The organism is Agromyces aerolatus (genome assembly GCF_031432255.1).
Lineage (GTDB): Bacteria > Actinomycetota > Actinomycetes > Actinomycetales > Microbacteriaceae > Agromyces.
In genome coordinates this window covers 311,950-333,683 of the sequence record NZ_JAVKGQ010000002.1, presented here as the reverse complement: position 1 = coordinate 333,683, position 21,734 = coordinate 311,950, and the positions used below count along the sequence as shown (strand labels likewise).

The following is a 21,734-nucleotide window of genomic DNA, read 5'->3' as shown; positions in this document are numbered from 1 at the left end:
GACACCTGGTCATTTGACAGAACCGCTGAGCGCGCCGCTGACGAAATGCCGTTGCAGCGCGAGGAAGATGATGACCACGGGGATCGAGGTCACCAGGCTGGCGGCGAGCATCTCGCCGTAGGAACTCTGGAACTCGCCGAGGAACGTCAGCGAAAGCCCGGCGGGGAGCGTCTGATGCTCGGTGCCGACGAGCGTGAGCGCGAACGCGAGGTCGTTCCAGGCCCGGATGAAGGCGAACAGTCCGACCGCGATGAGCGGTGTCCTCGTCACCGGGAGGATCACCGAGGTCATGATGCGCCATTCGCTCGCCCCGTCGATGCGGGCGGCTTCGATGAGCTCGTCGGGAACGGCGTCGAACGTGTTCTTCATCATCCATACCGACAGCGGGAGCGTGAAAGTCGTGTACGAGAGGATCAGCGCGCCGTAGGTGTTGAGCAGCCCGAGCGCGTCGAACGAGGTGTACAGCGTGAGCAGCAGGAGCACCTCGGGCACCATCTGCGCGATGAGCAGCAGGTACATGATCGGCGACCGGCCGAGGAACCGGAACTTCGAGAATGCGTATCCGGCCGCGAACCCGATCACGAGACTCAGCAGTGCGGTCGCGATCGAGACCACGATGCCGTTCACCATGAACCGCATGAGCGTCGCGTCCGTGAGCACCGAGACGAAGTGGTCGAACGTGAAACCGCGATCCAGCGTTGGCGGGAACTGGAAGATGTCCTGGTCGGGCGTGAACGCCGTGATGATCATCCACAGCACCGGACCGAGCGCGAACACCCCGATCACGATCACCGAGACGATCGCGGCGACCGGCCGACGCGTGAGTGGACCGCCCCTCCCCCTCGCCTGCGGAGCTTGCCGCTCTTCAGGTGGCCGTACGCGTTCGCGGCTGCTGGTGGCGACGCTCATCGGTTCGCCCTCCGTTCCTGCCGGGTGATGTAGACCGCATAGACCGCGACGAGGCCTGCCATGACCACCGTCCAGACGATGCCGATCGCTCCCGCGTCGCCGAGATCGAAGTTCGCGAAGGCGGCCTTGTAGAGGTCCACCGCGAGCGTTGTCGTCGACCCCACCGGCCCCCCGCCCGTCATCACGTATGGGATCTCGAAGTGCTGAAGCCCCCAGATGGTCTCCAGCAGCAGGGTCAGCGCGAGCGCCGGTTTGATCTGGGGAAGGATCACGTACACCTGTTTGCGCCAGCCCACCGCGCCATCGACCGCGGCGGCATCGTGGGTCTCCGCCGGAATCGACTGCAACGCCGCCAGGATGAGCACCGCCATCCAGGGGAAGGAGTGCCACACTTTCGCGACGACGACGGCGGTCATCGCGAGCGCGGGCGTATCGAGCCAGTTCGTGTCCCCGGCGCCGCCGAAGAGGGCGATGATCCCGTTCAGCAGTCCGTAGTTCGTGTCAAACATCCACATCCAGAGGAACGAGACGACGACACCGGGGAGAATCCACGGGACGAGGAACGCCGTTCGCAGCACGGCTCGCGCACGGAGCCGGCTGTTCAGGGCGAGGGCCATCGCGATCGCGAGAACGAACGCCCCGACGGTCGACGCGACGACGAAGACCGCGGTCTGCCACACGACGGCCCAGAATCCGGCGTCCGTCACGAGATCGGCGATGTTCCCGAGCCCGACGAAGGTCCCCTCATCGGCGAGCAGGCTGCGATCGAAGAACCCGAACGACAGCGATTGCACGAACGGGTACCCGATCACCAGCACGAACATGATCGCGGCCGGCGCGACGAGCAGATAGGGGAACGCCGAACGGCGTCGTGCACGCCGCATCCGTCCGGCGGGGCGCCCGGGCGGCGCACCCCCCTGCCGGGACGGCGGCGGCTCGAGCGTGATCGATCGACTCATGGCTCGCTCACCCCACCGGAGTGCACACGTTCGCGGCGTACGCGCGCAGTTCGTAGACCGCCGCCGACGGATCTCCGTGCGTCGCGAACACCGTCAGCCGGAGGCGATCGGTCTCGATCGGCACCGGCAGATCGTGAACCACGCGGGACATGATGTTGTCGGTGACCCTCGCAACCTCGTGCCATCCGCCATCCACTCTCACGTGAAACGCATAGGAGCGGACGCACTGCGGATCGCAATAGAGCGGCGGGCATGCGTGATACTCGCGCAGCAGGTTGCCGGCGAACGTCGCCTGGACCTGCGCGATGGTGACGGGCTCGTCCCAGGCCAGTTCGACCGACTGCGGGAGCGGTCGGGCCGGGTCGGAGCGCCACACATTCGTCGCACGGTGCGGCCGGGTGACGCCGGACCGGATCTGGCCGGCGCCGTACGGGGACTGCGCGGGCTCGACCTGGAACGCGAGGGTCGTGCCGCCGCCGAACCTCCGCAGCAGCCCCGGCGCGGCCTCGTACGCCGCGACCTGTCCTGGCACGACCGTTCCAGCCACCTTCCACTCGGTTCCCTCTGCGGCGTCGAGGTCGACGCGCACGTACTGCGAGGGCGACACCACATCGGCGCCGATCTCCCACCGAACCCAGTGCGGCCCTCGCGGCGGGACGATCAACGTCGTCTCCGCGATGCGCGGAGGCTCGACCCGGTAGTCCCAGATCCCATCCACGGCGTGCAACGCTGCAGTGACCTCGATGGGCTCGTCCGTGTGGTTCTCGAGACACAGTTCGAGCGCGTCGAGCCGCCGCCGGTCGTCGAGCGCGATCCACTGCGCCGTCCGGCGAGTGAGCTCGCCTCGGAACGGGTACACCGGGTGATCACGCCAGTGGTCGAGCGCCCCCAACCGGTTGACGCTCTGCGGGCCGACCCCGGAGAACTGCTCCTCGGAGGTTGCGCTGACGCGGGCGCGCAATGCGAGGTCGAGCGGGTCCGCGTTGCTGACGTTGGGCAGAAAACATCCGTCGCGCAGCAGCGCCTGCTGCACGTCGCCGAGATTGCTGGTGACGAAGGCATCCAACGACGCCGAACCGAGGCTCATCGCTGCCACCGTGCCTACGGCCTGTCCCATCACCGCGGTCGTGCTCATGACCCGGATCGAACCGAGCGCCGCGTGCGTCGCGCTGACATTCCGTCCGGCGAAAAGGAGATTCGCGACCTCAGCGCTCCGCAACGCGCCGAGCGGGATCCCGAAGGGTCCCACGTTCGTCTTCGCACCGTAGTCGGACGTCGGGTCGAGCTCGCGCGCGTTCAGCGGCTCACTGGTGTCGGCGAGCAGGCCGCCGATGGTGTGGAGATCGACGTACCAGCCGCCGAAGGCGACTTCATCGGGGAACGCCGTGCGGGCGATCAGATCGTTCTCGGTGAGCATCAGCTGCCCCATCAGCCGCCGGTTCTCGCGCTTGCCGGGGACTTGACCGACCCAATCGAGCGCCAGATTCGCCGCGGCCGCCATGGTGTTCGGGTCCCTGTTCTTGAAGAAGTCCCAGATGCCGAGCAGGTGCCGCGTGAGCTCGTGCCGAACGCGCTCGTTCTCGTACAGCGTGTCCCACGGCGGTCCGATCTCGATCCACCAGTAGCCGCTCTTGAGCGTCTTCGGCACCCGACCGCCGCGATAGAAGAACTCGGGGTCGTCATATCTGACAGCCCAGTCAGGAGCGGTGAACGGCACCGGACGGCCGACGTCGACGGTCTTGAAGTGCAGCGAGCTGCCCATCACCCCCTCGCCGGCATCGATCGGCGCGTGCGGCTCATCGAACTCGTCGCGCGCTTCGACCCCGCTCCGCCAGCTCGCCCCCGCGAGCGCCCCGACCGTGCCGTCGCCGGTGCAGTCGATGAAGACCTTGCCGGTGATGCGCAGCTGCGTCTCCGCGCCGAGCACTCGTGCCGATACCGCCGTGATCATCTCACCGGTCTTCTCAACACCCTCGACCACGGTGTTGAGGTGCAGGGTGAGCCGATCGGTCCGGACCGCCATGTCATAGAGGACGAGATCCCAGACACTGTTGGTCCAGCCGTTCTCGGTGATCGGCTCATGATTGGTCGCGCGCTCCGTGATGAGCGCCTCGCTCACGATGCCGCTCTCTCGGGCGTACGCGTGGAAGGCCGCAGCGCCATGCGGCGTGACCCGGACCTCCGACGACGAGTTGCCCCCGAGAACCGGCCGATCCTGGATCAGCACGGTCCTCGCCCCGTGACGCGCGGCGGCGATGGCGGCGGAGAAACCGGCGAGCCCGCCCCCGCTCACCACCACGTCGAAGTCCTCGTCGACCATCCGCATGAACTGCCTGTCCTCTCTGACGCGTGTGTTGCCCTCGCGCTCAACCATCGATAGATTCTAGAGCGCTCTAGTACCGTACGATCGAGGTACTTCAAATGTCAAGACAAATGAACGAATCGCCCCAGCGGCCCACGCTCGAAGACGTCGCCCGCCACGCCGGAGTCTCGCGCGCCCTCGCGTCGATCGTGCTGCGCGAAGCGCCCGGCGCGAGCGCTGAGTCGCGCGCCCGCGTGCGGGCATCGATGCGAGCGCTCGGCTACCGACCCGACCGCAGGGCGAGCCGGCTGGCCGCCGCACGCACCCGGGTGATCGGCGTGCAGTTTGCACTCGAAAGCGAGTTTCATGCCCGTCTGCTGCGCGGCCTGTACGCAGCAGCGACCCGATCTGGCTATGAACTCCTCCTCAGCGGCGTGACCTACGACCGTCAGCCCAGCGAGGCGATCGCCACGCTCCAGGAGGCCCGGCCCGACGGGCTCATCCTCATCGACCCGGGCGAGATCGGCGAGTCCGTGGGCGACGACCCGCTCGTCCTGATCGGTCACACAGGACCCGAGCACGCCGACCGCGTGCTGAGCTCGAGTAGCGTCGGCGTGCGGCTCGCGCTGGACCATCTCACGCGACTGGGGCACACGGCGATCTGCCATGTGGCCCTACCCGGTCATCCGGTGGGCCGGAGGCGCCTCGAGGCGTACCGCAGCTATGTCGAGGCGCACGGACTCGCCGAGCACGTCCTCGACGTCACGTCGGGGAACGTCGGCGCCGGAGCGGCGGTGGCCCGCCGATTGCTGGGAGGTGGACTGCCGACCGCCGTGCTCGCGTACAACGATGAGGTCGCGGTGGGCGTGATCACCGAACTCACGCGCTGCGGCATCCTCGTGCCGCAGGAGGTGTCGGTGCTCGGGTTCGACGACGTCGGCTGGGCGTCGTCCGGACTGCGCCTGACCACCGTGTCGCAGCACATCGAACAGCTCGCGGCCCGCGCCATCGAGACGCTCGTCGGCCGGATCGAGCAACCGGAGCTGCGGCATGCCGGGCCGACCCGGCTCGTCATCGAACCCTCGCTCCGTGTCCGGGACTCGACGGCTCCGCCACGAACCGGCGAGTGACCGTCACTTTCCCAAAACAGCCACAGTCCCCGCGCGGCCGGCTGGACGGCCGGCCGCGCGGGGACTGCGACGTGAGAGGCGCTGCGCGTTAGCGGGCGACCTCGCCGTCGACGTAGTCGTCGTCGTTGGAGGCGTTCCAGGCGAAGAGCTTGCGGAGCTCGCGGCCGGTCGCCTCGATGGGGTGCTGCTCGCCCTTCTTGCGGAGCTCGAGGAACTCCTTCTGGCCGTTGTCCTGGTCGGCGATGAACCGCTCGGCGAACGCGCCCGACTGGATGTCGGCCAGCACGGCCTGCATGTTCTCTTTGACGTGCGGGTCGATGACGCGCGGGCCCGACACGTAGTCGCCGTACTCGGCCGTGTCGGAGACCGACCAGCGCTGCTTGGCGATGCCGCCCTCCCACATGAGGTCGACGATGAGCTTGAGCTCGTGCAGCACCTCGAAGTACGCGACCTGCGGCTGGTAGCCCGCCTCGGTCAGCGTCTCGAAACCGTACTGGATGAGCTGCGAGACGCCACCGCACAGCACGGCCTGCTCACCGAACAGGTCGGTCTCGGTCTCCTCGGTGAAGGTGGTCTTGATGCCGCCGGCGCGCAGGCCGCCGATCGCCTTCGCGTACGACAGCGCGAGCGCCCACGCGTTGCCCGAGGCATCCTTCTCGACCGCGACGATCACGGGGACGCCGCGACCGGCCTCGAACTCGCGACGCACCGTGTGACCCGGGCCCTTCGGCGCGACCATGATCACGTCGACGCCCTCGGGCGCCTCGATGTAGCCGAAGCGGATGTTGAAGCCGTGACCGAAGACGAGGGTCTTGCCCTCGGCGAGGTTGTCCTTGATGGACTCGGCGTAGATGTGACGCTGGTACTGGTCCGGCGCGAGGATGACGATGACGTCGGCCCAGGCGGCGGCCTCGGCGACGTTCTTCACCTCGAAGCCCGCCTCTGACGCCTTCTGGATCGACTTGGAGCCGTCCTTCAGGCCGATGACGACCTCGACGCCCGAGTCGCGGAGGTTCTGCGCGTGCGCGTGGCCCTGCGAGCCGTAGCCGACCACGGCGACCTTCTTGCCCTGGATGAGCGCGAGGTCCGCGTCGTTGTCGTAGTAGATCTCAGCCATGAGTGGTTACTTTCTCCTTGGTTGGTTCGGTCTGGTCAGCTGCGGAAGACGCGCTCGGAGATGGACTTGCCGCCACGGCCGATCGCGAGGAGCCCCGACTGGGCGATCTCCCTGATGCCGTACGGCTCGAGCACCTTGAGCAGCGCCTGGGTCTTGCCGGAGTCGCCCGTCACCTCGATGACGAGCGCGTCGGTCGCGACATCGACGACGCGCGCCCGGAACAGGTTCACGGCCTCGAGGACCTGCGAACGGGTCGTGTTGTCGACGCGGACCTTGATCAGCAGGTGCTCGCGTTGCACCGACTGCGCGGGCTCGAGCTCGACGATCTTGATGACGTTCACGAGCTTGTTGAGCTGCTTGGTGACCTGCTCGAGCGGCAGGTCCTCGACGTCGACCACGACCGTGATGCGCGACAGGCCGGGGATCTCGGTGTGGCCGACCGCGAGCGACTCGATGTTGAACCCGCGGCGCGCGAACAGCCCGGCGACGCGCGTGAGCAGGCCCGGCTTGTCCTCGACGAGGAGGGAGAGCACGTGGGTCGACATGGTCAGTCCTCCTCGCTGAAGGCCGGCGAGTGATCGCGGGCGTACTGCACGTAACTGTTCGACACGCCCTGCGGGACCATCGGCCACACCATGGCGTCGGCCGACACGACGAAGTCGATCACGACGGGCCGGTCGTTGGTCTCGAGCGCGAGCTTGATCGCGGCGTCGACCTCCTCTTCCTTCGTCACCCGGATGCCGAGCGCGCCGTACGCCTCGGCGAGCTTCACGAAGTCGGGGACGCGCACGGTGTCGTGCCCGGTGTTCAGGTCGGTGTTGGAGTACCGGCCGTCGTAGAACAGGGTCTGCCACTGGCGGACCATGCCCAGCGAGGAGTTATTGATGACCGCGACCTTGATCGGGATGTCGTTCAGGGTGCAGGTCGCAAGCTCCTGGTTCGTCATCTGGAAGCAGCCGTCGCCGTCGATCGCCCACACCACCCGGTCGGGCTGGGCGACCTTCGCGCCCATCGCGGCGGGCACCGCGTAGCCCATCGTGCCGGCGCCGCCCGAGTTCAGCCACGAGTTCGGCCGCTCGTACTTGATGAACTGCGCCGACCACATCTGGTGCTGGCCGACGCCCGCGGCGTAGACGCCCTCGGGCCCGGTCAGCTCGCCGATGCGCTGGATCACGTACTGCGGCGCGAGCAGCCCATCGGTGGTCGGGCTGAAGCCGAGCGGGAACTCCTCACGGAGGCTGTCGAGCGTCGACCACCACTCCTCGAGATCGGGCGTCGTCGAGCCGGCGACGTCGCGGTACGCCGCGGCGAGGTCGACGAGCACCTCTTTCAGGTCGCCCACGATCGGCACGTCGGCCGTGCGGATCTTCGAGATCTCGGCCGGGTCGATGTCGACGTGCACGACCTTCGCGTTGGGCGCGAACAGCGCGGCCTTGCCCGTCACACGGTCGTCGAACCTCGCACCGAGCGCGACCAGCAGGTCCGCCTCCTGCAGGGCGAGGACGGCGGGGACCGTGCCATGCATGCCGGGCATGCCGAGGTGCTGCTGGTGCGAGTCGGGGAACGCCCCGCGCGCCATCAGCGTGGTCACGACCGGCGACTTCGTCGCCTCGGCGAACGCCATGAGCTCCTCCGACGCGTTCGCGCGGACGATGCCGCCGCCGACGTAGAGCACTGGGCGCTTGGCCTCGGCGATGAGCTGCGCCGCGGCCTGGACCTGCTTGCCGTGCGCCTTCGTGATCGGCCGGTACCCGGGAAGGTCGACCTTCGGCGGCCACTGGAACGCGAACGTGTCCTGCTGGGCGTCCTTGGTGATGTCGACGAGCACCGGGCCGGGGCGGCCGGTCGTCGCGATGTGCACCGCGGCCGCGATGGTGGCCGGGATCTCGTCGGCGCGCTTGACGAGGAACGAGTGCTTCGTGATCGGCATGGTGATGCCGACGATGTCCGCCTCCTGGAACGCGTCGGTCCCCATGAGGGTCGAGAACACCTGTCCGGTGATCGCGAGCAGCGGGACCGAGTCCATGTGCGCGTCGGCGATGGCCGTGACGAGGTTCGTCGCGCCCGGACCGCTCGTCGCGATCGCGACGCCGAGCTTGCCCGACGACGAGGCGTAGCCCTCGGCCGCGTGCCCGGCGCCCTGTTCATGCCGGACGAGGATGTGCCGGAGCCGGCTGCTGTCGAGGAGCGGGTCGTACACCGGGAGGATGGCGCCACCGGGAAGCCCGAAGACGTCGGTGATGCCGAGCAGCTCGAGCGAGCGGACGACGGCCTGGGCGCCGGTCAGCTCCTCGGGCGCGCTGGACGGCAGGCTCGGGGGCGTCGGCACGGGATTCGGTTCCGTGGACATTCGTTTCCTTCTACTGGACGAGAGTGTGCGGGGGTGGGCGCAGCGCTCAGCCCGTCGTCGCGCCTTCGGCAGCGGAGCGCACGAGCTTGGAGTACTTCGCGAGGACGCCTCGGGTATAGCGCGGAGGTAGCGGAGCCCAGCCTTCACGGCGGGCTGCCAGCTCAGCTTCGTCGACCAGTAGATCGATGGAGCGAGCCGCGATATCGACCCGAATCAGATCACCATCGCGCACGAAGGCGATCGGACCTGCGTCCACCGCCTCGGGTGCCAGATGGCCGATGCACAGGCCGGTTGTGCCGCCTGAGAATCGACCGTCCGTCAAGAGTAGTACATCTTTTCCGAGCCCGGCGCCCTTGATGGCGGCGGTGATGGCGAGCATCTCGCGCATACCGGGGCCGCCCTTGGGGCCCTCGTACCTGATGACGATGACATCGCCGTGCGAGATCTCGCCGTTCGTGAGCGCGTCCATCGCCGCGCGCTCACGCTCGAACACGCGGGCCGGGCCCTCGAAGGTCGCCGCGTCGAAGCCCGCGGTCTTCACCACGGCGCCCTCGGGCGCGAGCGAGCCGTGCAGGATGGTGAGGCCGCCGGTCGCGTGGATCGGGTCGTCGAGCGTGCGCAGCACCTCGCCGTCGAGCTCGGGGAGGTCGAGCTCGGCGAGGTTCTCGGCCATGGTCTTGCCCGTCACGGTCAGCACGTCGCCGTGCATGAGGCCGGCCTCGAGCAGCGCCTTCATGAGCACGGGCACACCGCCGCGGCGGTCGACGTCGTTCATGACGTACTTGCCGAACGGCTTGAGGTCGCCGATGTGCGGCACCTTCGAGCCGATGCGGTTGAAGTCGTCGAGCGTGAGCTCGACCTCGGCCTCGCGCGCGATCGCGAGCAGGTGCAGCACGATGTTCGTCGAGCCGCCGAGCGCCATGCCGACCGCGATGGCGTTCTCGAACGCCTTCTTGGTGAGGATCTGGCGCGCGGTGATGCCCTGCTTCAGCAGGTTGACGACGGCCTCGCCCGAGCGGTGCGCGTAGTAGTCGCGGCGCCGGTCGGCCGACGCGGGCGATGCCGACCCGGGCAGCGAGAGCCCGAGCGCCTCAGCGACGGAGGCCATCGTGTTCGCGGTGTACATGCCGCCGCACGCGCCCTCGCCCGGCGCGAAGGCGCACTCGATGCGCTTGGCGTCGGCCTCGCTCATCTTGCCGGCCTTGACCGCGCCGACCGCCTCGAACGAGTCGATGATCGTGATGTCTTTCTCGGTGCCGTCGGAGAGCCGCACCCAGCCCGGTGCGATCGACCCGGCATAGAGGAACACGCTCGCGAGGTCGAGCCGCGCCGCCGCCATGAGCATGCCGGGGATCGACTTGTCGCAGCCCGCGAGCAGCACCGACCCGTCGAGCCGCTCGGCCTGCATCACGACCTCGACCGAGTCGGCGATGACCTCGCGCGACACGAGCGAGAAGTGCATGCCCTCATGGCCCATCGAGATGCCGTCGGACACCGACACGGTGCCGAACTGCAGCGGGTATCCCCCGCCGCCGTGCACGCCCTCCTTCGCGGCCTGCGCGAGTCGCGCGAGCGAGAGGTTGCACGGCGTGATCTCGTTCCAGGAGCTCGCGATGCCGATCTGCGGCTTGTCCCAGTCGGCGTCGCCCATGCCGACGGCACGGAGCATGCCACGGCTGGTCGTGGCTTCGATGCCGTCGGTGACGACGCGGCTACGGGGTTTGTGATCGAACTCGCTGGGCATGGGAACGAGTCTAGGACCAGTGCGAGCTGCGGCCGTGCGCACTCTCGCGGGCGTCAGCCAGCCGCTCGAGGAGCTCGGCGACCTCTTCCGGGCTGCGCACTCGGTGCGCCGCGAGCGACTTGCCCTGACCCACCTTGACGCCGACGTCGTCGCTGTCGAGGGTCGCGAACGCGTCCTCGTCGGTGACGTCGTCGCCGATGTAGAGCACGGCCGTCGCACCCACATGCTGCCGCAACCGGTTCAGCGACTCGCCCTTGTCGCTCTCCCGCACCGCGAACTCGAGCACGGCCTTGCCGGTTCGGACCGTGATCCCGAGCAGTTCGGCGGCGACCTGCTCGCGCGCGTCCTGCTGCAGGGCGGCGCCCTCGACCGTGCTGAGCCGGCGGGTGTGCAGGGCGAGGCCTGCGGGCTTCTTCTCGATCCACGCGCCCGAGTTCGAGGCGGCGACCGAACCGACGATCTCGCTCAGCCGGTCGAGCTTCGCGAGCTCGGTGTCGCGCAGGTCGAGCGTGACCGCTCCGGCGTCGAGCTGCAGCTCGACCCCGTGCGAACCGCTGAGCAGGGTGCCGTCCGGCGGGCTCGCGACCGAGCCGAGGCTGTCGAGCGCCCGGCCCGAGACGATCGCGACCCGCGTGTCGTCGGCCGCGCCGAGCCGCTCGATCGCGGCGCGCGCCCGCTCGGTCGCGCGGGCGTCCTCCGGGCGGTCGACGAGCGGGGCGAGCGTCCCGTCGAAGTCGAGTGCGACCAGCAGCCGCTCGGTCCCGGCGAGCGCGACGATCGCGGCCTGCAGCGGGTCGGGGATGCCGGGCGCGATCTTGCCCACGCCCGTGAGCGTCTCGAGGAACGTGGCCGACCAGTTCGCGACGTCGTTCTCCCGCACCCGCTTGCGCAGGGCCCGCATGCGCCTGGCGCGCTCGCGTTTGGGCATCTGCGTCGCCTCGATGATCGCGTCCTTGAGGCCCTCGATGTCGTGGGGGTTCACGAGGATCGCCTGCCGCAACTCGTCGGAGGCCCCCGCGAACTCGCTGAGCAGCAGCACGCCGTCGGTGTCGAACCGGCACGCGACGTATTCCTTCGCGACGAGGTTCATGCCGTCGCGGAGCGCGGTCACGAGCATGACGTCGGCCGCGAGGTACAGCGCGACCATCTCCTCGCGCGGGTAGCCGTGGTGCAGATACGCGACCGCCTGGTGGCCGAGCGTCGAGTAGTCGCCGTTCAGCCGGCCGACCTGCAGCTCGATCTCGTCGCGCAGCTGGCGGTAGGTCTCGACGCGTTCGCGCGAGGGGCTCGCGACCTGCACGAGCGTCGCGTCCTCGACCGAGAGACGTCCGTCGCGCAGCAGCTCTCCGAACGCCTTGATGCGGTGCCTGATGCCCTTGGTGTAGTCGAGCCGGTCGACGCCGAGCATGACCGTTGCGGGGTTGCCGAGCTCCTCGCGGATCTGTCGCGCGCGCTCCTGCACCTCGGGGCGCTGCGCGATCTCCTCGAAGCCGGCCGCGTCGATCGAGATCGGGAAGTGCCGGGCCACGACGCGTCGCACCTCGCCGTCTTCGGCGGGGACCTCGATCACGGTGCCCTTCGTCGCGTAGCCGAAGAGCCGGCGCACGGCGCGCGCGAAGTTGCTCGCGTCGGCCGAGCGCTGGAACCCGATCACGTCGGCGCCGAGCAGGCCGTCGACGACCTGACGACGCCACGGCAGCTGCGAGTAGATGCCGTATGCGGGGAACGGAATGTGGTTGAAGAACCCGATCACGAGGTCGGGCCGGGTCTCCCTGAGCATGCGCGGCACGAGCTGCAACTGGTAGTCCTGCACCCAGACGACGGCCCCTTCGGCCGCGGCACGCGCGGCCGCCTCGGCGAACCGGCGGTTGACGCGCACGTAGGCGTCCCACCACTCGCGGTGGTAGGTCGGCGGTGCGATCACGTCGTGGTAGAGCGGCCAGAGCGTGTCGTTCGAGAAGCCCTCGTAGTAGTCCTCGAGCTCCTGCTCGGACAGCGGGACGGGGATGATCGAGATGCCGTCGTGGTCGAACGGGTCGAACTCGCGGTCGGCGACGCCCGCCCAGCCGACCCACGCCCCTTCGGAGGCTCGCATGACGGGTTCGAGCGCGGTGACCAGCCCGCCGGGCGAGCTGCGCCAGCTGATCTCGTCGCCTTCGCCGCCCTGGTAGTCGACCGGTAACCGGTTCGAGACGACGACCATGTCGTAGGCGGCGTCGATGTAGAGCTCGTCTGATCCGGGAGATTTCGTCATGACCGGCGGTGTCCTCCTCGCGCTCCTCTCAGGCTAACAGTCGCCATTTCGGCCGGTCGGTTCGTGGTATGGCGTCAATCCCCGCCCACCCGTCAGTTCGGCGCACTACACTGGCGCACCTGATGATCCGAGTCGGTATGAGCACGACCTGCGTGTATCCGCAGGGTCCCGAGCAAGCCTTCCGGTTGGCGAAGCTGTCCGGCTATGACGGGGTCGAGGTGATGGTCACCCAGGAGGAGACCACCCAGCAGCCCGAGGTCCTGCGCGAGCTCTCGAAGCGGTACGCGCTGCCCGTGCTGTCGATCCACGCACCCGTGCTGCTGCTCACGCATTTCGTGTGGGGCCGCGACCCGCGAGTCAAGCTCGACCGCACGGCCGAGCTCGCGGCCGCGGTCGGCGCCGACTCGGTCGTCGTCCACCCGCCGTTCCGCTGGCAGTCCGGCTACGCCGAGAAGTTCCTCTCGATCGTGCGCGAGATCACCGAACGCCGCGGCGTCGAGATCGCTGTCGAGAACATGTTCCCGTGGCGCGCCGCAGGCAAGAACCTGAAGGCGTACTCCCCCGGCTGGGACCCGCGCGTCATGGACTGCGACGCGGTCACGCTCGACTTCTCGCACGCCGCGCTCTCAGGCGTCGACAGCCTCGCCTACGCGAAGGACCTCGGCGACCGTTTGCGGCACGTCCATCTGTGCGACGGTTCGGGCGCGATCGGCGAGGGCCAGATCTTCGACGAGCATCTGCTGCCGGGGCACGGTCGCGAGCCCGTCGCCGAGGTGCTCGAGCTGCTCGCCGAACGCGACTGGGACGGCTCGGTCGTCGCCGAGGTCAACACGCGCAAGGCGAAGACCGAGCACGACCGCGTCGACCTGCTGCGCGAGACCCTCGAGTTCGCGCGCCGGCATCTCGGTCAGGCTCCCCGCCCGCGCGAGACGAGCCGCTCGCAGCGCGCCCTCGAGACGCTCCAGCCGGGCGAGGGCGGCTGACCCTTCGCTGGTCGAGTAGCACAGCGTATCGAGACCCGGAGTCTCGCAGACAGGTCACCGGGTCTCGATACGGCGCCGGCGCGCCTACTCGACCGACGGGCGCGGGTCAGCCGAGCGCGGCCGCGGTCAATCCCGTCGAGCGGATGCCTCGGCGGCGCGCCATCACCGCCCACGTGAGCAGCACGCCGGCGAGTCCGAACAGCGCGAGCACGGCCGCGGCCCCGCCCACGACCCCGCCGCCGACGCCGGCGACGATGCCCTGCATGCCCTGCACGGCCCAGGTGAGCGGCAGGAACGGGCTGATCGCCTGGAACGGATCGCTCACGACCTCGATCGGGTAGAGCCCGCCGGTCGCCGCGATCTGCAGCGCCACGAGCACGAGCGAGACGAGCAGCCCGGCCCGCCCGAACGCGGTCGTGAGGAACGCGTGCAGCGCGGTGAAGACGAGTGCCATGAGCGCCGAGAACGCGAGCGTCTGCGGCAGCACCGACCAGGACACGCCGAGCGCGGTGTGCAGCAACGCCACGATGGCGACGGTCTGGGCGAGCGCGACGAGCGAGGCGCGCGCGAGCGTGCGCCACACGATGCCTCCCGTCGAGGACGTGCTGCGCAGCACCTCGCGGGTGACCGGACGGAAGACGAGGAACATCGCGAGCGCCCCGATCCAGAGCCCGATGGGCGCGAACAGGATGCCGATGACCTCGCCGATCGACCCGATCTCGTTCTCACGTTCCGAGGCGACGCTCACGGGTTGCGAGACGACGTCGGCGGTCTCGGCCGCGTCGATCCCGGTGAGCGCCTCGGCGCCCTCGGCGCCGCTCGAGAGTCCCTCGGCGAGCTGGGTGGTCCCGTCGGCGAGCTGGGTCGCGCCGGTCGCGGCGGCGGATGCCCCGGTCGAGAGCTGACCGAGCCCCGCCGCGAGCTCGTCGACGCCGCCGGCGAGCTGGTCGGCGCCCGAGGCGAGACCGGTCGCGCCGTCGCGGAGGCCGCCGGAGCCGGCCGAGAGCTGCGCGGCGCCGCCGGCGAGCTGCGCGATGCCGTCGTGAAGTCCGCCGAGGCCGCTCGCGCCGTTCGCGAGCTCGGTGCCGGCCGCCGAGAACTGCTGCAGCTGGGCCTCGATCGGTCCGGCCTGTTCCTGGAGGCCCGCGAGCACCTGGTCGATGACCGGCGCGAGCTCCGGGTTCTGCTCCTTCACCTGCGTGAGCGCGGCCGCCACTCCCGTGAACGCGCCCTGCACCTGGCCGACGGCCTGGTTCACCCCGCCGACGTACTGGGAGATGCCCGAGCCGAGCTGGCCGAGGCTCTCCGTCTGCGTGCTCAGCTGCCCGAGCCCGCCCGCGATGCCGTCGACGCCCTGCGTGTAGCTCGTGACCCCGTCGGCGTACTGGTGCACGCCGCCCGCATACGTCGCGGCCCCGGCCGAGGCATCCGTCGCCCCTGAGGCCGCCTGCGCGACGCCCGCCGAGAGCTGGCCGACGCCGTCGGCGAGCGACCCGGCCCCGCTCGACAGCTCGGTCGCCCCGTCGGCGGCGTCGCCGAGCGAGCCGCCGAGCGTGGCGAGGTTGCCGTAGAAGCCCTCGAGGTACTGCGCCGTGATGGCCTGGCCGAACGTCGCGCTCATGGCCGTGCCGACCGACTGCGCCACGGCGCCGGCGAGATAGCCGTGCGCGTCGTCCGTGCGGATCGAGAGGTCGGCCTTGGTCGGATGCTCGCCCGAGAGTGACGTGATCGACTCGGAGAACCCGGACGGGATCGTGAGCACCGCGTAGGCCTCGCCCGACGCGAGCTGCTCGGCCGCCTCCTCGTCGTTCGTGATGGTCCAATCGAATCCGGCGCCGCCGTCGCCCGTGAGCTCGGTGACGAGCAGGCGCCCGGCGAGCACGGTCTGCTCGCTGCCGTCGGGCAGGGTCGTGGTGACCATCTCGTCGTCGTTCACGACGACAGCCGGGATGGTCTCGAGCCGGTCGCCCGCACCGCCGAGCGCGGCGGACACGAGCCCGGCCACGGCGAGCGGCACGAGCATGACCGCCGCGAGCAGCACGGCGAACCGGGTGCGGCGCTGCCGTGTCGTGCGGCCGAGCAGGGATTGCAGTCGGGTGCTCATCGGATCGTCTCCTGGAGAACGGCGCCGAGGCGGACGGAGCTGAGCCCGCGGGGCGCGAACGGTGCGGCGTCATGTCCGGGCTCGACCCCGGCGATGACGGTGGTGGCGGCCGGCACGAGCCGGGCCGCGGAGGTCCAGAACGGCGCGGCGTCGGCGCCCGTCTCGTCGTCGAGGTCGATGACGACGGCCGCGGGCCGCTCGGCGAGGGCCGCGGTCAATGCGACGAGCGCGCGGTCCTGCGCGCCCAGCGCGGCGACACTCGTGTCGCGGTCGATCGCGGGCATGCCGGCGCCGCGAGCTTCGGCGAGCCGCTCGAGCCAGCCGTCGACGGCCGCCGTCGGCGGCGTGAGCCGGTACCACGGCCTAGTCGCGTCGAGACGGGACGCGATGACGTCGCCGACGCTGCGTGTCGCGTCGGCGTCGATCTCGGCGATCGCGACCCGGCGGAGCACGGCGGATGCCCCGGTCGGCAGCGGCTCGCCGAGCACCGCGACGCGGCCCTCGACGGGCGCGAGCCGGCCGGCGAGCGTCGCGGCGACGATGCGCCGGTCGACCGGCTCACCCGCGAGGAGCAGCACGCCGCCGGCCGGGGCATCGAGGTCGATGGGGCCGATCGGACGGTCCGGCAGCCCGAACACGGCGCCCTCGGCGAGCACCGCGGCTCGCCTGGCACCGGCCCACCTGGCCTGCTCGAGGTGGGCGCGCAGCCCCTCGCCCTCGATGTCGACGTCGGGCAGGACTCTGCCGAGCCACCGTGGCAGCCACCACGCACCCCGGCCGGCGAGGGCCATCGCGGCCGGCACGAGCGTCATGCGCACGAGGAACGCGTCGAACGCGACGCCCACGGCGAGCGCGAACGCGATGCCCTTGATCACGCCCGAGCCCTCGGGCACGAACGCGAAGAAGACGAAGAACATGATGAGCGCGGCCGCCGTCACCACGCGGGCGGCGTGCTGGAACCCGTGCACGATCGAGGAGCGGGGCTCCTTCGTCTTCACGTACTCCTCGCGCATGCCCGAGACCAGGAAGACCTCGTAGTCCATAGCGAGGCCGAAGAGCACGGCCATCAGCAGGATCGGCAGGAAGCTCAGGATCGGGCCGGGCTCGATGTGGAAGAGGTCGGCCGCCCACCCCCACTGGAAGACCGCGACGGTCGCTCCGATCGCGCCGAACGCCGAGAGCAGGAAGCCCAGTGCGGCCTTGATCGGCACGAAGACCGACCTGAAGACGATGAGCAGCAGCACGATCGAGAGCCCGACGACGATGAGCGCGAACGGGATGAGCGCGTCGTTCAGCCGCTGCGAGATGTCGATCGACACCGCGGTGTACCCGGTGACGGCGATGGGCGTGCCGAACTCGGCGGTGATGGACGGCTCGAGGTCCCGGATCTCCTGCACGACATGTTTGGTCTCGGGGTCGTCGGGCGCGCTCTCGGGGATCACCTGGATGATCGCGGTGTCGACGGTCTCGTTGGGCATGCCCTGGCCGACGTAGTCGACGCCGTCGACGTCGGCGAGCCGGTCGCGGATGGCGTCGAGGTCGTCGAAGATGTCGGTCGTCTGCGTGATGTCGACCGTGACGATGAGCGGGCCGTTGGCGCCAGGCCCGAAGCCGTCCGCGATCATGTCGTACGCCTCACGCTGACTCGATCCCGGCTCGCCGTTGCCCGCGGGCAGGTTGAGGTCGAGGCTCGCGGCCGGGATCGCCGCAGCGCCGAGCAGACCGACGACGAGCACCACGAACACGACGGGGGCCTTCAGCACCGTGTCCACCCAGCGGCGGCCGAGCGTGCGCTTCCCGCCCTCGTCACCGGCGAGGGCACGGCGGGCGGCGCGACTGCCGGGCTTCGGCACGAGCCGTCGGCCGAGCACGCCGAGCAGTGCGGGCAGCAGCGTGACCGCACCCGCGACCGCGATGAACACCGCGAACGCCGCGGCCACGCCCATGACGCTGAGGAACGGGATGCCGACGACGAGGAGGCCGAGCAGCGCGATGATGACCGTGAGCCCGGCGAACACGACCGCTCCACCCGCGGTGGCGACGGCCTCGGAGGCGCTCTGCTCCGGATCCTCGCCGCGTGCGAGCTGGGTGCGGTGCCTGGAGAGGATGAACAGCGCGTAGTCGATGCCGACCGCGAGCCCGATCATGACCGCGAGCATGGGCGCGGTGCTCGACACCGTGGTGAAGGCCGACACGATCGAGATGCCGCCGAAGGCGGCGCCCACGCCCACGAGTGCGGTGAGCAGCGGCATGCCGGCGGCCACGAGCGAGCCGAACGTGATGAAGAGCACGACGCCGGCGAACAGCACGCCGAGCGCCTCGGTGACGGTGAGGCCGAACGTCGTCTCCTCGAACACCTCGCCGCCGAACGCGACCTCGAGCCCGGCGTCGCGCCCGATCTCGCCGGTCGCGACGACCGCGTCGAGGGATTCGGGCGAGACATCCGTCGTCGGACCGTCGAACTGGACCTGGATGTAGGCGGTGCGCTCGTCGCCCGAGATCTGGTCGCCCGCATACTCGTCGAACGGGCCGAGCACGCTGACGACGCCGTCGACCGCTTCGAGGTCGGCCTCCATCGCCTCGATCGCGGCGCGGGCCGATGGGTCGTCGACGGATTCCCCGTCCGGGGCCTCGAGCACGGCCTTCGCCGAGGCGCCGGCCGTCTGCGGGAAGACCGCGGCGAGCTGATCGATCGCGGTCTGCGACTCGGTGCCGGGGATGGAGTACGACTCCTGGAGCTGACCGCCGAGACCGATGCCCGCGCCGAGCAGCGCGGCGAGCGCGACGCCCCACGCCGCGATGACGAGCCAGGCACGGCGGTAGGCGAAGCGCCCGATGCGGTGAAGAAGGAGAGCCACGGTTCGGTCGGGCCTTTCTCGGTCAGGGGCTGATCGGTCAGCGGCCGTCGGCCGGAAGCAGGAGCTCGGAGAGCACGGCGACGAGCGCGTCGCGCACGTCCTCGTCGGGACGTCGCTGCTCGTCGGCGAGGAAGGTCTCGTCGGCGACGAGGGCGTAGGTCGCGCCCGCGAGCGCGACGCCGAAGCGCATCTGCTCGGCGAGCGGCGCATCGGCGTCGCAGATGGAGTCGGCGAGCCCGCGGATCGCGGAGTTCGCGCGCTCGATGACGGGGATGTCGCGGAGGAACTGGCCCTGGTTCACGAAGGTGTGCACGGCGAGCCGATTGCCGAGCAGGAAGTCGACGAACTGCGTGAGGAAGACGCGACGTGCCTCGAGCGTGCGCCCCGCCTCGACGAAGTCGTGCAGCAGCCGTTCGAGGAGATCGATGGCGGGGCCGATCGCGGCCTCGAGCAGCGCCTCCTTCGAGGCGTAGTGGTAGAGCACGCTCGACTTGGAGTACCCGGCGTGGTCGGCGATCTGCTGGAGTGAGCTCGCCGCGAAGCCGACCGTCGCGAACTGTTCGAGCGCGACCTGGCGCAGCTCGTCGGCGGCGCGCACGCGAGAGGTGACCTGGGGGTCTGAGGGCATGCGACCACGCTAGTTGACCGATCGGTCAGAGTCTGTCCGATCGGTCAGATTCCCGGCGTACTCCCAGTACGCCGAAGACGACCGGTAGCGTGGTTGCATGCGCAAGTACCTGTTCAGCGGGGCCGTCATCAGTGCGATCTTCAGCGGCATCGGCGTCGTCCGGGCCACGTTCGCCGGGCCACGCGACTGGCGACTGCTCCTGATGTGGATCTCGTGGGCCGCGAGCCTCGCGATCGCGATCGGCACCGTGACCGACGAGTCGGAGCGCGCGAAGCTGCTCGACTGACCGCGCGGAACACGCCTGAAGGCCGCGTCCCAGCGGCGACGTGTCCAGCGGCGGCGGCGTGTCCAGCGGCGGCGGCGTGTCCAGCGGCGAATGGGGCCGTCGGTACACAAGACTGTGGTAAAAGCACCTCCACTGCCCGCCCGCTGACCCGAGAGGGGCCGCCGATGTTCCGCCGCTGGCGTCGCCGCGCACGGCTCGAAGCCGAAGCCGCTCCCATCATCGCGCCCGCACCCCGGGCCTCGGCCGCAGACCTTCGCGGCGAGCACATCTTCGAACTCGTGAACACCAAGCTCGCCGAGTTCATCGGCGCGAGCGGGCAATGGGCGCTCGTCCGCCGGACGCCCGAAGACACCGACATGATCTTCGACGCCGTCGTGACGCACCAGATCGCCTCCGAGATCACGCGCACGATCCTCGACGAGCGCGAGACCGTCGCCGTCGTCGTGCCCGAGGGCGAAGACACCATGGCGCTGAGCTGGAACCCGTCGCCGCTCGTGCTCTGGGCCGAGCCGGTCCGTGAGGCCGAGCCGGTCCGCGAGCGCGCATCGGCCGAGGCGGACGAGACCGCGTCGCCCGAGGCATCCGCCGACCTCGCCGATGCCGCCGAGACCGAGCGCGCCGAGCTCGACGCGGCCGCCTGAGCGGCCGTCCGCCCGCGACGCTGGGCGACGCCGTTCCAAAGTCCACGCGAGTTCTTTGTAGGGCGACCTCGCGCACCCACCCATCGCTCATTCCTAGCGTGATCCTCAGAGCATCCACCCGAACGTGTGTCCAACGAGGGGAATCATGACGATCACGCCTGCACCGGCCCGGAGCAAGACGAAGTCCACCGCTCGCGATCTTGCGCAGATCGCGGTCTTCGCCGCGCTCATCGCCGGCCTCACGCTCCCCGGCGCGATCCCCGTCGGGTTCGGCGTCCCGATCACGCTGCAGACGCTCGGCGTCATGCTCGCGGGCGTCATGCTCGGCGCGCGCAAAGGTGCGCTCGCCGTCGTGGTCTACGCCGCGCTCGGCCTCGCCGGGCTGCCGATCCTCGCGGGCGGTGCCGCCGGACTCGGCGTGCTGGCGGGCCCGTCGGGCGGGTTCCTCATCGGGTTCATCCCCGGTGCGTTCGTCATCGGCTGGATCGCGGAGCGGCTGGCGCCGAGGCTGAAGTTCTGGCCGCTGCTCGTGGCGAGCCTCGTCGGCGGCGTCGTGGTCGTCTACCTCATCGGCGTGCCGTGGCTCGCGGTCGTCCTCGGCCTCCCGCTCGACCAGGCGTTCCTCGCCGGCGCGCTGCCGTTCCTCCCGGGCGACGTCGTGAAGGCCGTCATCGCCGCGGGCGTCGCGGCCGCGGTCCACCGCGCCTGGCCCGGACTCATCACGCCCCGCGAGTGGCCGTGGCGCCGCCGCGCGGCCGACGCGGACACCACCGCAGTCTGATGCCCGAGATCGTCTTCGACGCCGTCTCGCACCGGTACGACGACCACGAGGTCCTGCGCGAGGTGTCGCTCACGCTGACCGAGCCGCGGATCGGCGTGATCGGCGCCAACGGCTCGGGCAAGTCGACGCTCGCGCGGCTCGTGAACGGCCTCGTCTCCCCCACGTCCGGGCGCGTGCTCGTCGACGGCGTCGACGTCGCCAGACACGGCCGCGACGTGCGCCGCCGCGTGGGCTTCGTGTTCACCAACCCGGACCATCAGATCGTCATGCCCACGGTGCGCGAGGACGTCGCGTTCTCGCTCAGGCGGCTCAAGCTGAGTGCTGCGGATGCCTCGGCCCGCGTCGATCGCGCGCTCGAGCGGTTCGGGCTGACCGAGCTCGCCGACCGGCCCGCGCACCGCCTGTCGGGCGGGCAGAAGCAGCTGCTCGCACTCGCCGCCGTGCTCGTCGCGGAGCCCGCGATCATCGTCGCCGACGAGCCCACGACCCTGCTCGACGCGCGCAACTCGCTGCTCGTCGAGCGGCACTTCGCCGAGCTGGATCAACAGCTCATCCTGGTCACGCACCGGCTCGAGTCGGTCGAGTCGTTCGACCGCGTGCTCGTGGTCGACGAGGGTCGGATCGTGGCCGACGGCCCGCCCGCCGCGTCGCTGGACGCCTACCGGGCACTCGTGGGGTGAGGCATCCG

General features: G+C 70.1%; 17 protein-coding genes. 6 read left to right on the top strand and 11 right to left on the bottom strand.

Features of this window, described 5'->3' with window-relative positions:
- Positions 1 to 9: 9 nt before the first annotated feature.
- The 3 genes from RH864_RS04435 to RH864_RS04425 form a co-directional block, all read right to left on the bottom strand.
- Complete coding sequence (locus tag RH864_RS04435; protein WP_310516306.1) at positions 10 to 786, bottom strand: carbohydrate ABC transporter permease; 777 nt, start codon at positions 784 to 786, stop codon at positions 10 to 12.
- 119 nt (positions 787 to 905) lie between these two features.
- Positions 906 to 1,868 carry a carbohydrate ABC transporter permease gene (locus RH864_RS04430; RefSeq protein WP_310516305.1) on the bottom strand — a complete coding sequence of 321 codons (963 nt, stop codon included), beginning with the start codon at positions 1,866 to 1,868 and terminating at the stop codon, positions 906 to 908.
- A gap of 7 nt (positions 1,869 to 1,875) precedes the next feature.
- Complete coding sequence (locus tag RH864_RS04425) at positions 1,876 to 4,242, bottom strand: FAD-dependent oxidoreductase (protein WP_310516304.1); 2,367 nt, start codon at positions 4,240 to 4,242, stop codon at positions 1,876 to 1,878.
- Between the two features lie 59 nt (positions 4,243 to 4,301).
- On the opposite strand from RH864_RS04425, the gene RH864_RS04420 reads away from it, so the two are divergent.
- Positions 4,302 to 5,300, top strand: a complete 999-nt coding sequence (locus RH864_RS04420) for a LacI family DNA-binding transcriptional regulator (RefSeq protein ID WP_310516303.1) — start codon at positions 4,302 to 4,304, stop codon at positions 5,298 to 5,300.
- Positions 5,301 to 5,388: 88 nt separating this feature from the next.
- Here the strand turns inward: RH864_RS04420 and ilvC are convergent, their stop codons facing one another.
- The 5 genes from ilvC to RH864_RS04395 are packed head-to-tail and all read right to left on the bottom strand — an operon-like array spanning position 5,389 to position 12,765.
- Positions 5,389 to 6,417, bottom strand: a complete 1,029-nt coding sequence (gene ilvC, locus RH864_RS04415) for a ketol-acid reductoisomerase (RefSeq protein WP_310516302.1) — start codon at positions 6,415 to 6,417, stop codon at positions 5,389 to 5,391.
- A gap of 35 nt (positions 6,418 to 6,452) precedes the next feature.
- Positions 6,453 to 6,962, bottom strand: a complete 510-nt coding sequence (gene ilvN / locus RH864_RS04410) for an acetolactate synthase small subunit (protein ID WP_310516300.1) — start codon at positions 6,960 to 6,962, stop codon at positions 6,453 to 6,455.
- A 2-nt stretch (positions 6,963 to 6,964) separates the two neighbouring features.
- Positions 6,965 to 8,767: an acetolactate synthase large subunit gene (locus RH864_RS04405; protein WP_310516299.1), complete on the bottom strand. Its 1,803-nt coding sequence runs from the start codon at positions 8,765 to 8,767 to the stop codon at positions 6,965 to 6,967.
- A gap of 46 nt (positions 8,768 to 8,813) precedes the next feature.
- Entirely contained in the window at positions 8,814 to 10,511 is a 1,698-nt protein-coding gene (gene ilvD, locus RH864_RS04400; RefSeq protein WP_310516297.1) for a dihydroxy-acid dehydratase, read from the bottom strand.
- Positions 10,512 to 10,521: 10 nt separating this feature from the next.
- Positions 10,522 to 12,765, bottom strand: coding sequence for a bifunctional alpha,alpha-trehalose-phosphate synthase (UDP-forming)/trehalose-phosphatase (locus RH864_RS04395; protein WP_310516295.1), 2,244 nt, complete (start codon positions 12,763 to 12,765; stop codon positions 10,522 to 10,524).
- 122 nt (positions 12,766 to 12,887) lie between these two features.
- Here RH864_RS04395 and RH864_RS04390 point away from each other — a divergent pair, with 122 nt between their 5' ends.
- The gene (locus RH864_RS04390) at positions 12,888 to 13,748 is read left to right on the top strand and encodes a sugar phosphate isomerase/epimerase family protein (RefSeq protein ID WP_310516294.1); all 861 of its coding nucleotides are present in this window, start codon (positions 12,888 to 12,890) and stop codon (positions 13,746 to 13,748) included.
- Between the two features lie 106 nt (positions 13,749 to 13,854).
- Here RH864_RS04390 and RH864_RS04385 read toward each other — a convergent pair whose 3' ends face one another.
- From RH864_RS04385 to RH864_RS04375, 3 genes are read right to left on the bottom strand one after another with little or no spacing between them, the layout of a single operon-like run.
- Positions 13,855 to 15,852 (bottom strand): YhgE/Pip domain-containing protein, encoded by a 1,998-nt coding sequence (locus RH864_RS04385; protein WP_310516292.1) that lies wholly within the window; start codon positions 15,850 to 15,852, stop codon positions 13,855 to 13,857.
- Complete coding sequence (locus RH864_RS04380) at positions 15,849 to 18,710, bottom strand: MMPL family transporter (RefSeq protein WP_310516291.1); 2,862 nt, start codon at positions 18,708 to 18,710, stop codon at positions 15,849 to 15,851. The genes RH864_RS04385 and RH864_RS04380 overlap by 4 nt, the downstream gene beginning before the upstream one ends.
- 37 nt (positions 18,711 to 18,747) lie before the next feature.
- Positions 18,748 to 19,338 carry a TetR/AcrR family transcriptional regulator gene (locus RH864_RS04375; RefSeq protein ID WP_310516290.1) on the bottom strand — a complete coding sequence of 197 codons (591 nt, stop codon included), beginning with the start codon at positions 19,336 to 19,338 and terminating at the stop codon, positions 18,748 to 18,750.
- A gap of 97 nt (positions 19,339 to 19,435) precedes the next feature.
- On the opposite strand from RH864_RS04375, the gene RH864_RS04370 reads away from it, so the two are divergent.
- The 4 genes from RH864_RS04370 to RH864_RS04355 all read left to right on the top strand — a co-directional run bounded on the left by RH864_RS04370 (position 19,436) and on the right by RH864_RS04355 (position 21,726).
- A complete protein-coding gene (locus tag RH864_RS04370; RefSeq protein WP_310516289.1) occupies positions 19,436 to 19,624 on the top strand; it encodes a hypothetical protein in 189 nt (62 codons plus the stop codon).
- A gap of 164 nt (positions 19,625 to 19,788) precedes the next feature.
- The gene (locus tag RH864_RS04365; protein WP_310516288.1) at positions 19,789 to 20,265 is read left to right on the top strand and encodes a hypothetical protein; all 477 of its coding nucleotides are present in this window, start codon (positions 19,789 to 19,791) and stop codon (positions 20,263 to 20,265) included.
- Positions 20,266 to 20,410: 145 nt separating this feature from the next.
- Complete coding sequence (locus RH864_RS04360; protein WP_310516287.1) at positions 20,411 to 21,046, top strand: biotin transporter BioY; 636 nt, start codon at positions 20,411 to 20,413, stop codon at positions 21,044 to 21,046.
- Entirely contained in the window at positions 21,046 to 21,726 is a 681-nt protein-coding gene (locus RH864_RS04355; RefSeq protein WP_310516286.1) for an energy-coupling factor ABC transporter ATP-binding protein, read from the top strand. Before RH864_RS04360 ends, RH864_RS04355 begins: the two co-directional genes overlap by 1 nt.
- Positions 21,727 to 21,734: the final 8 nt, after the last annotated feature.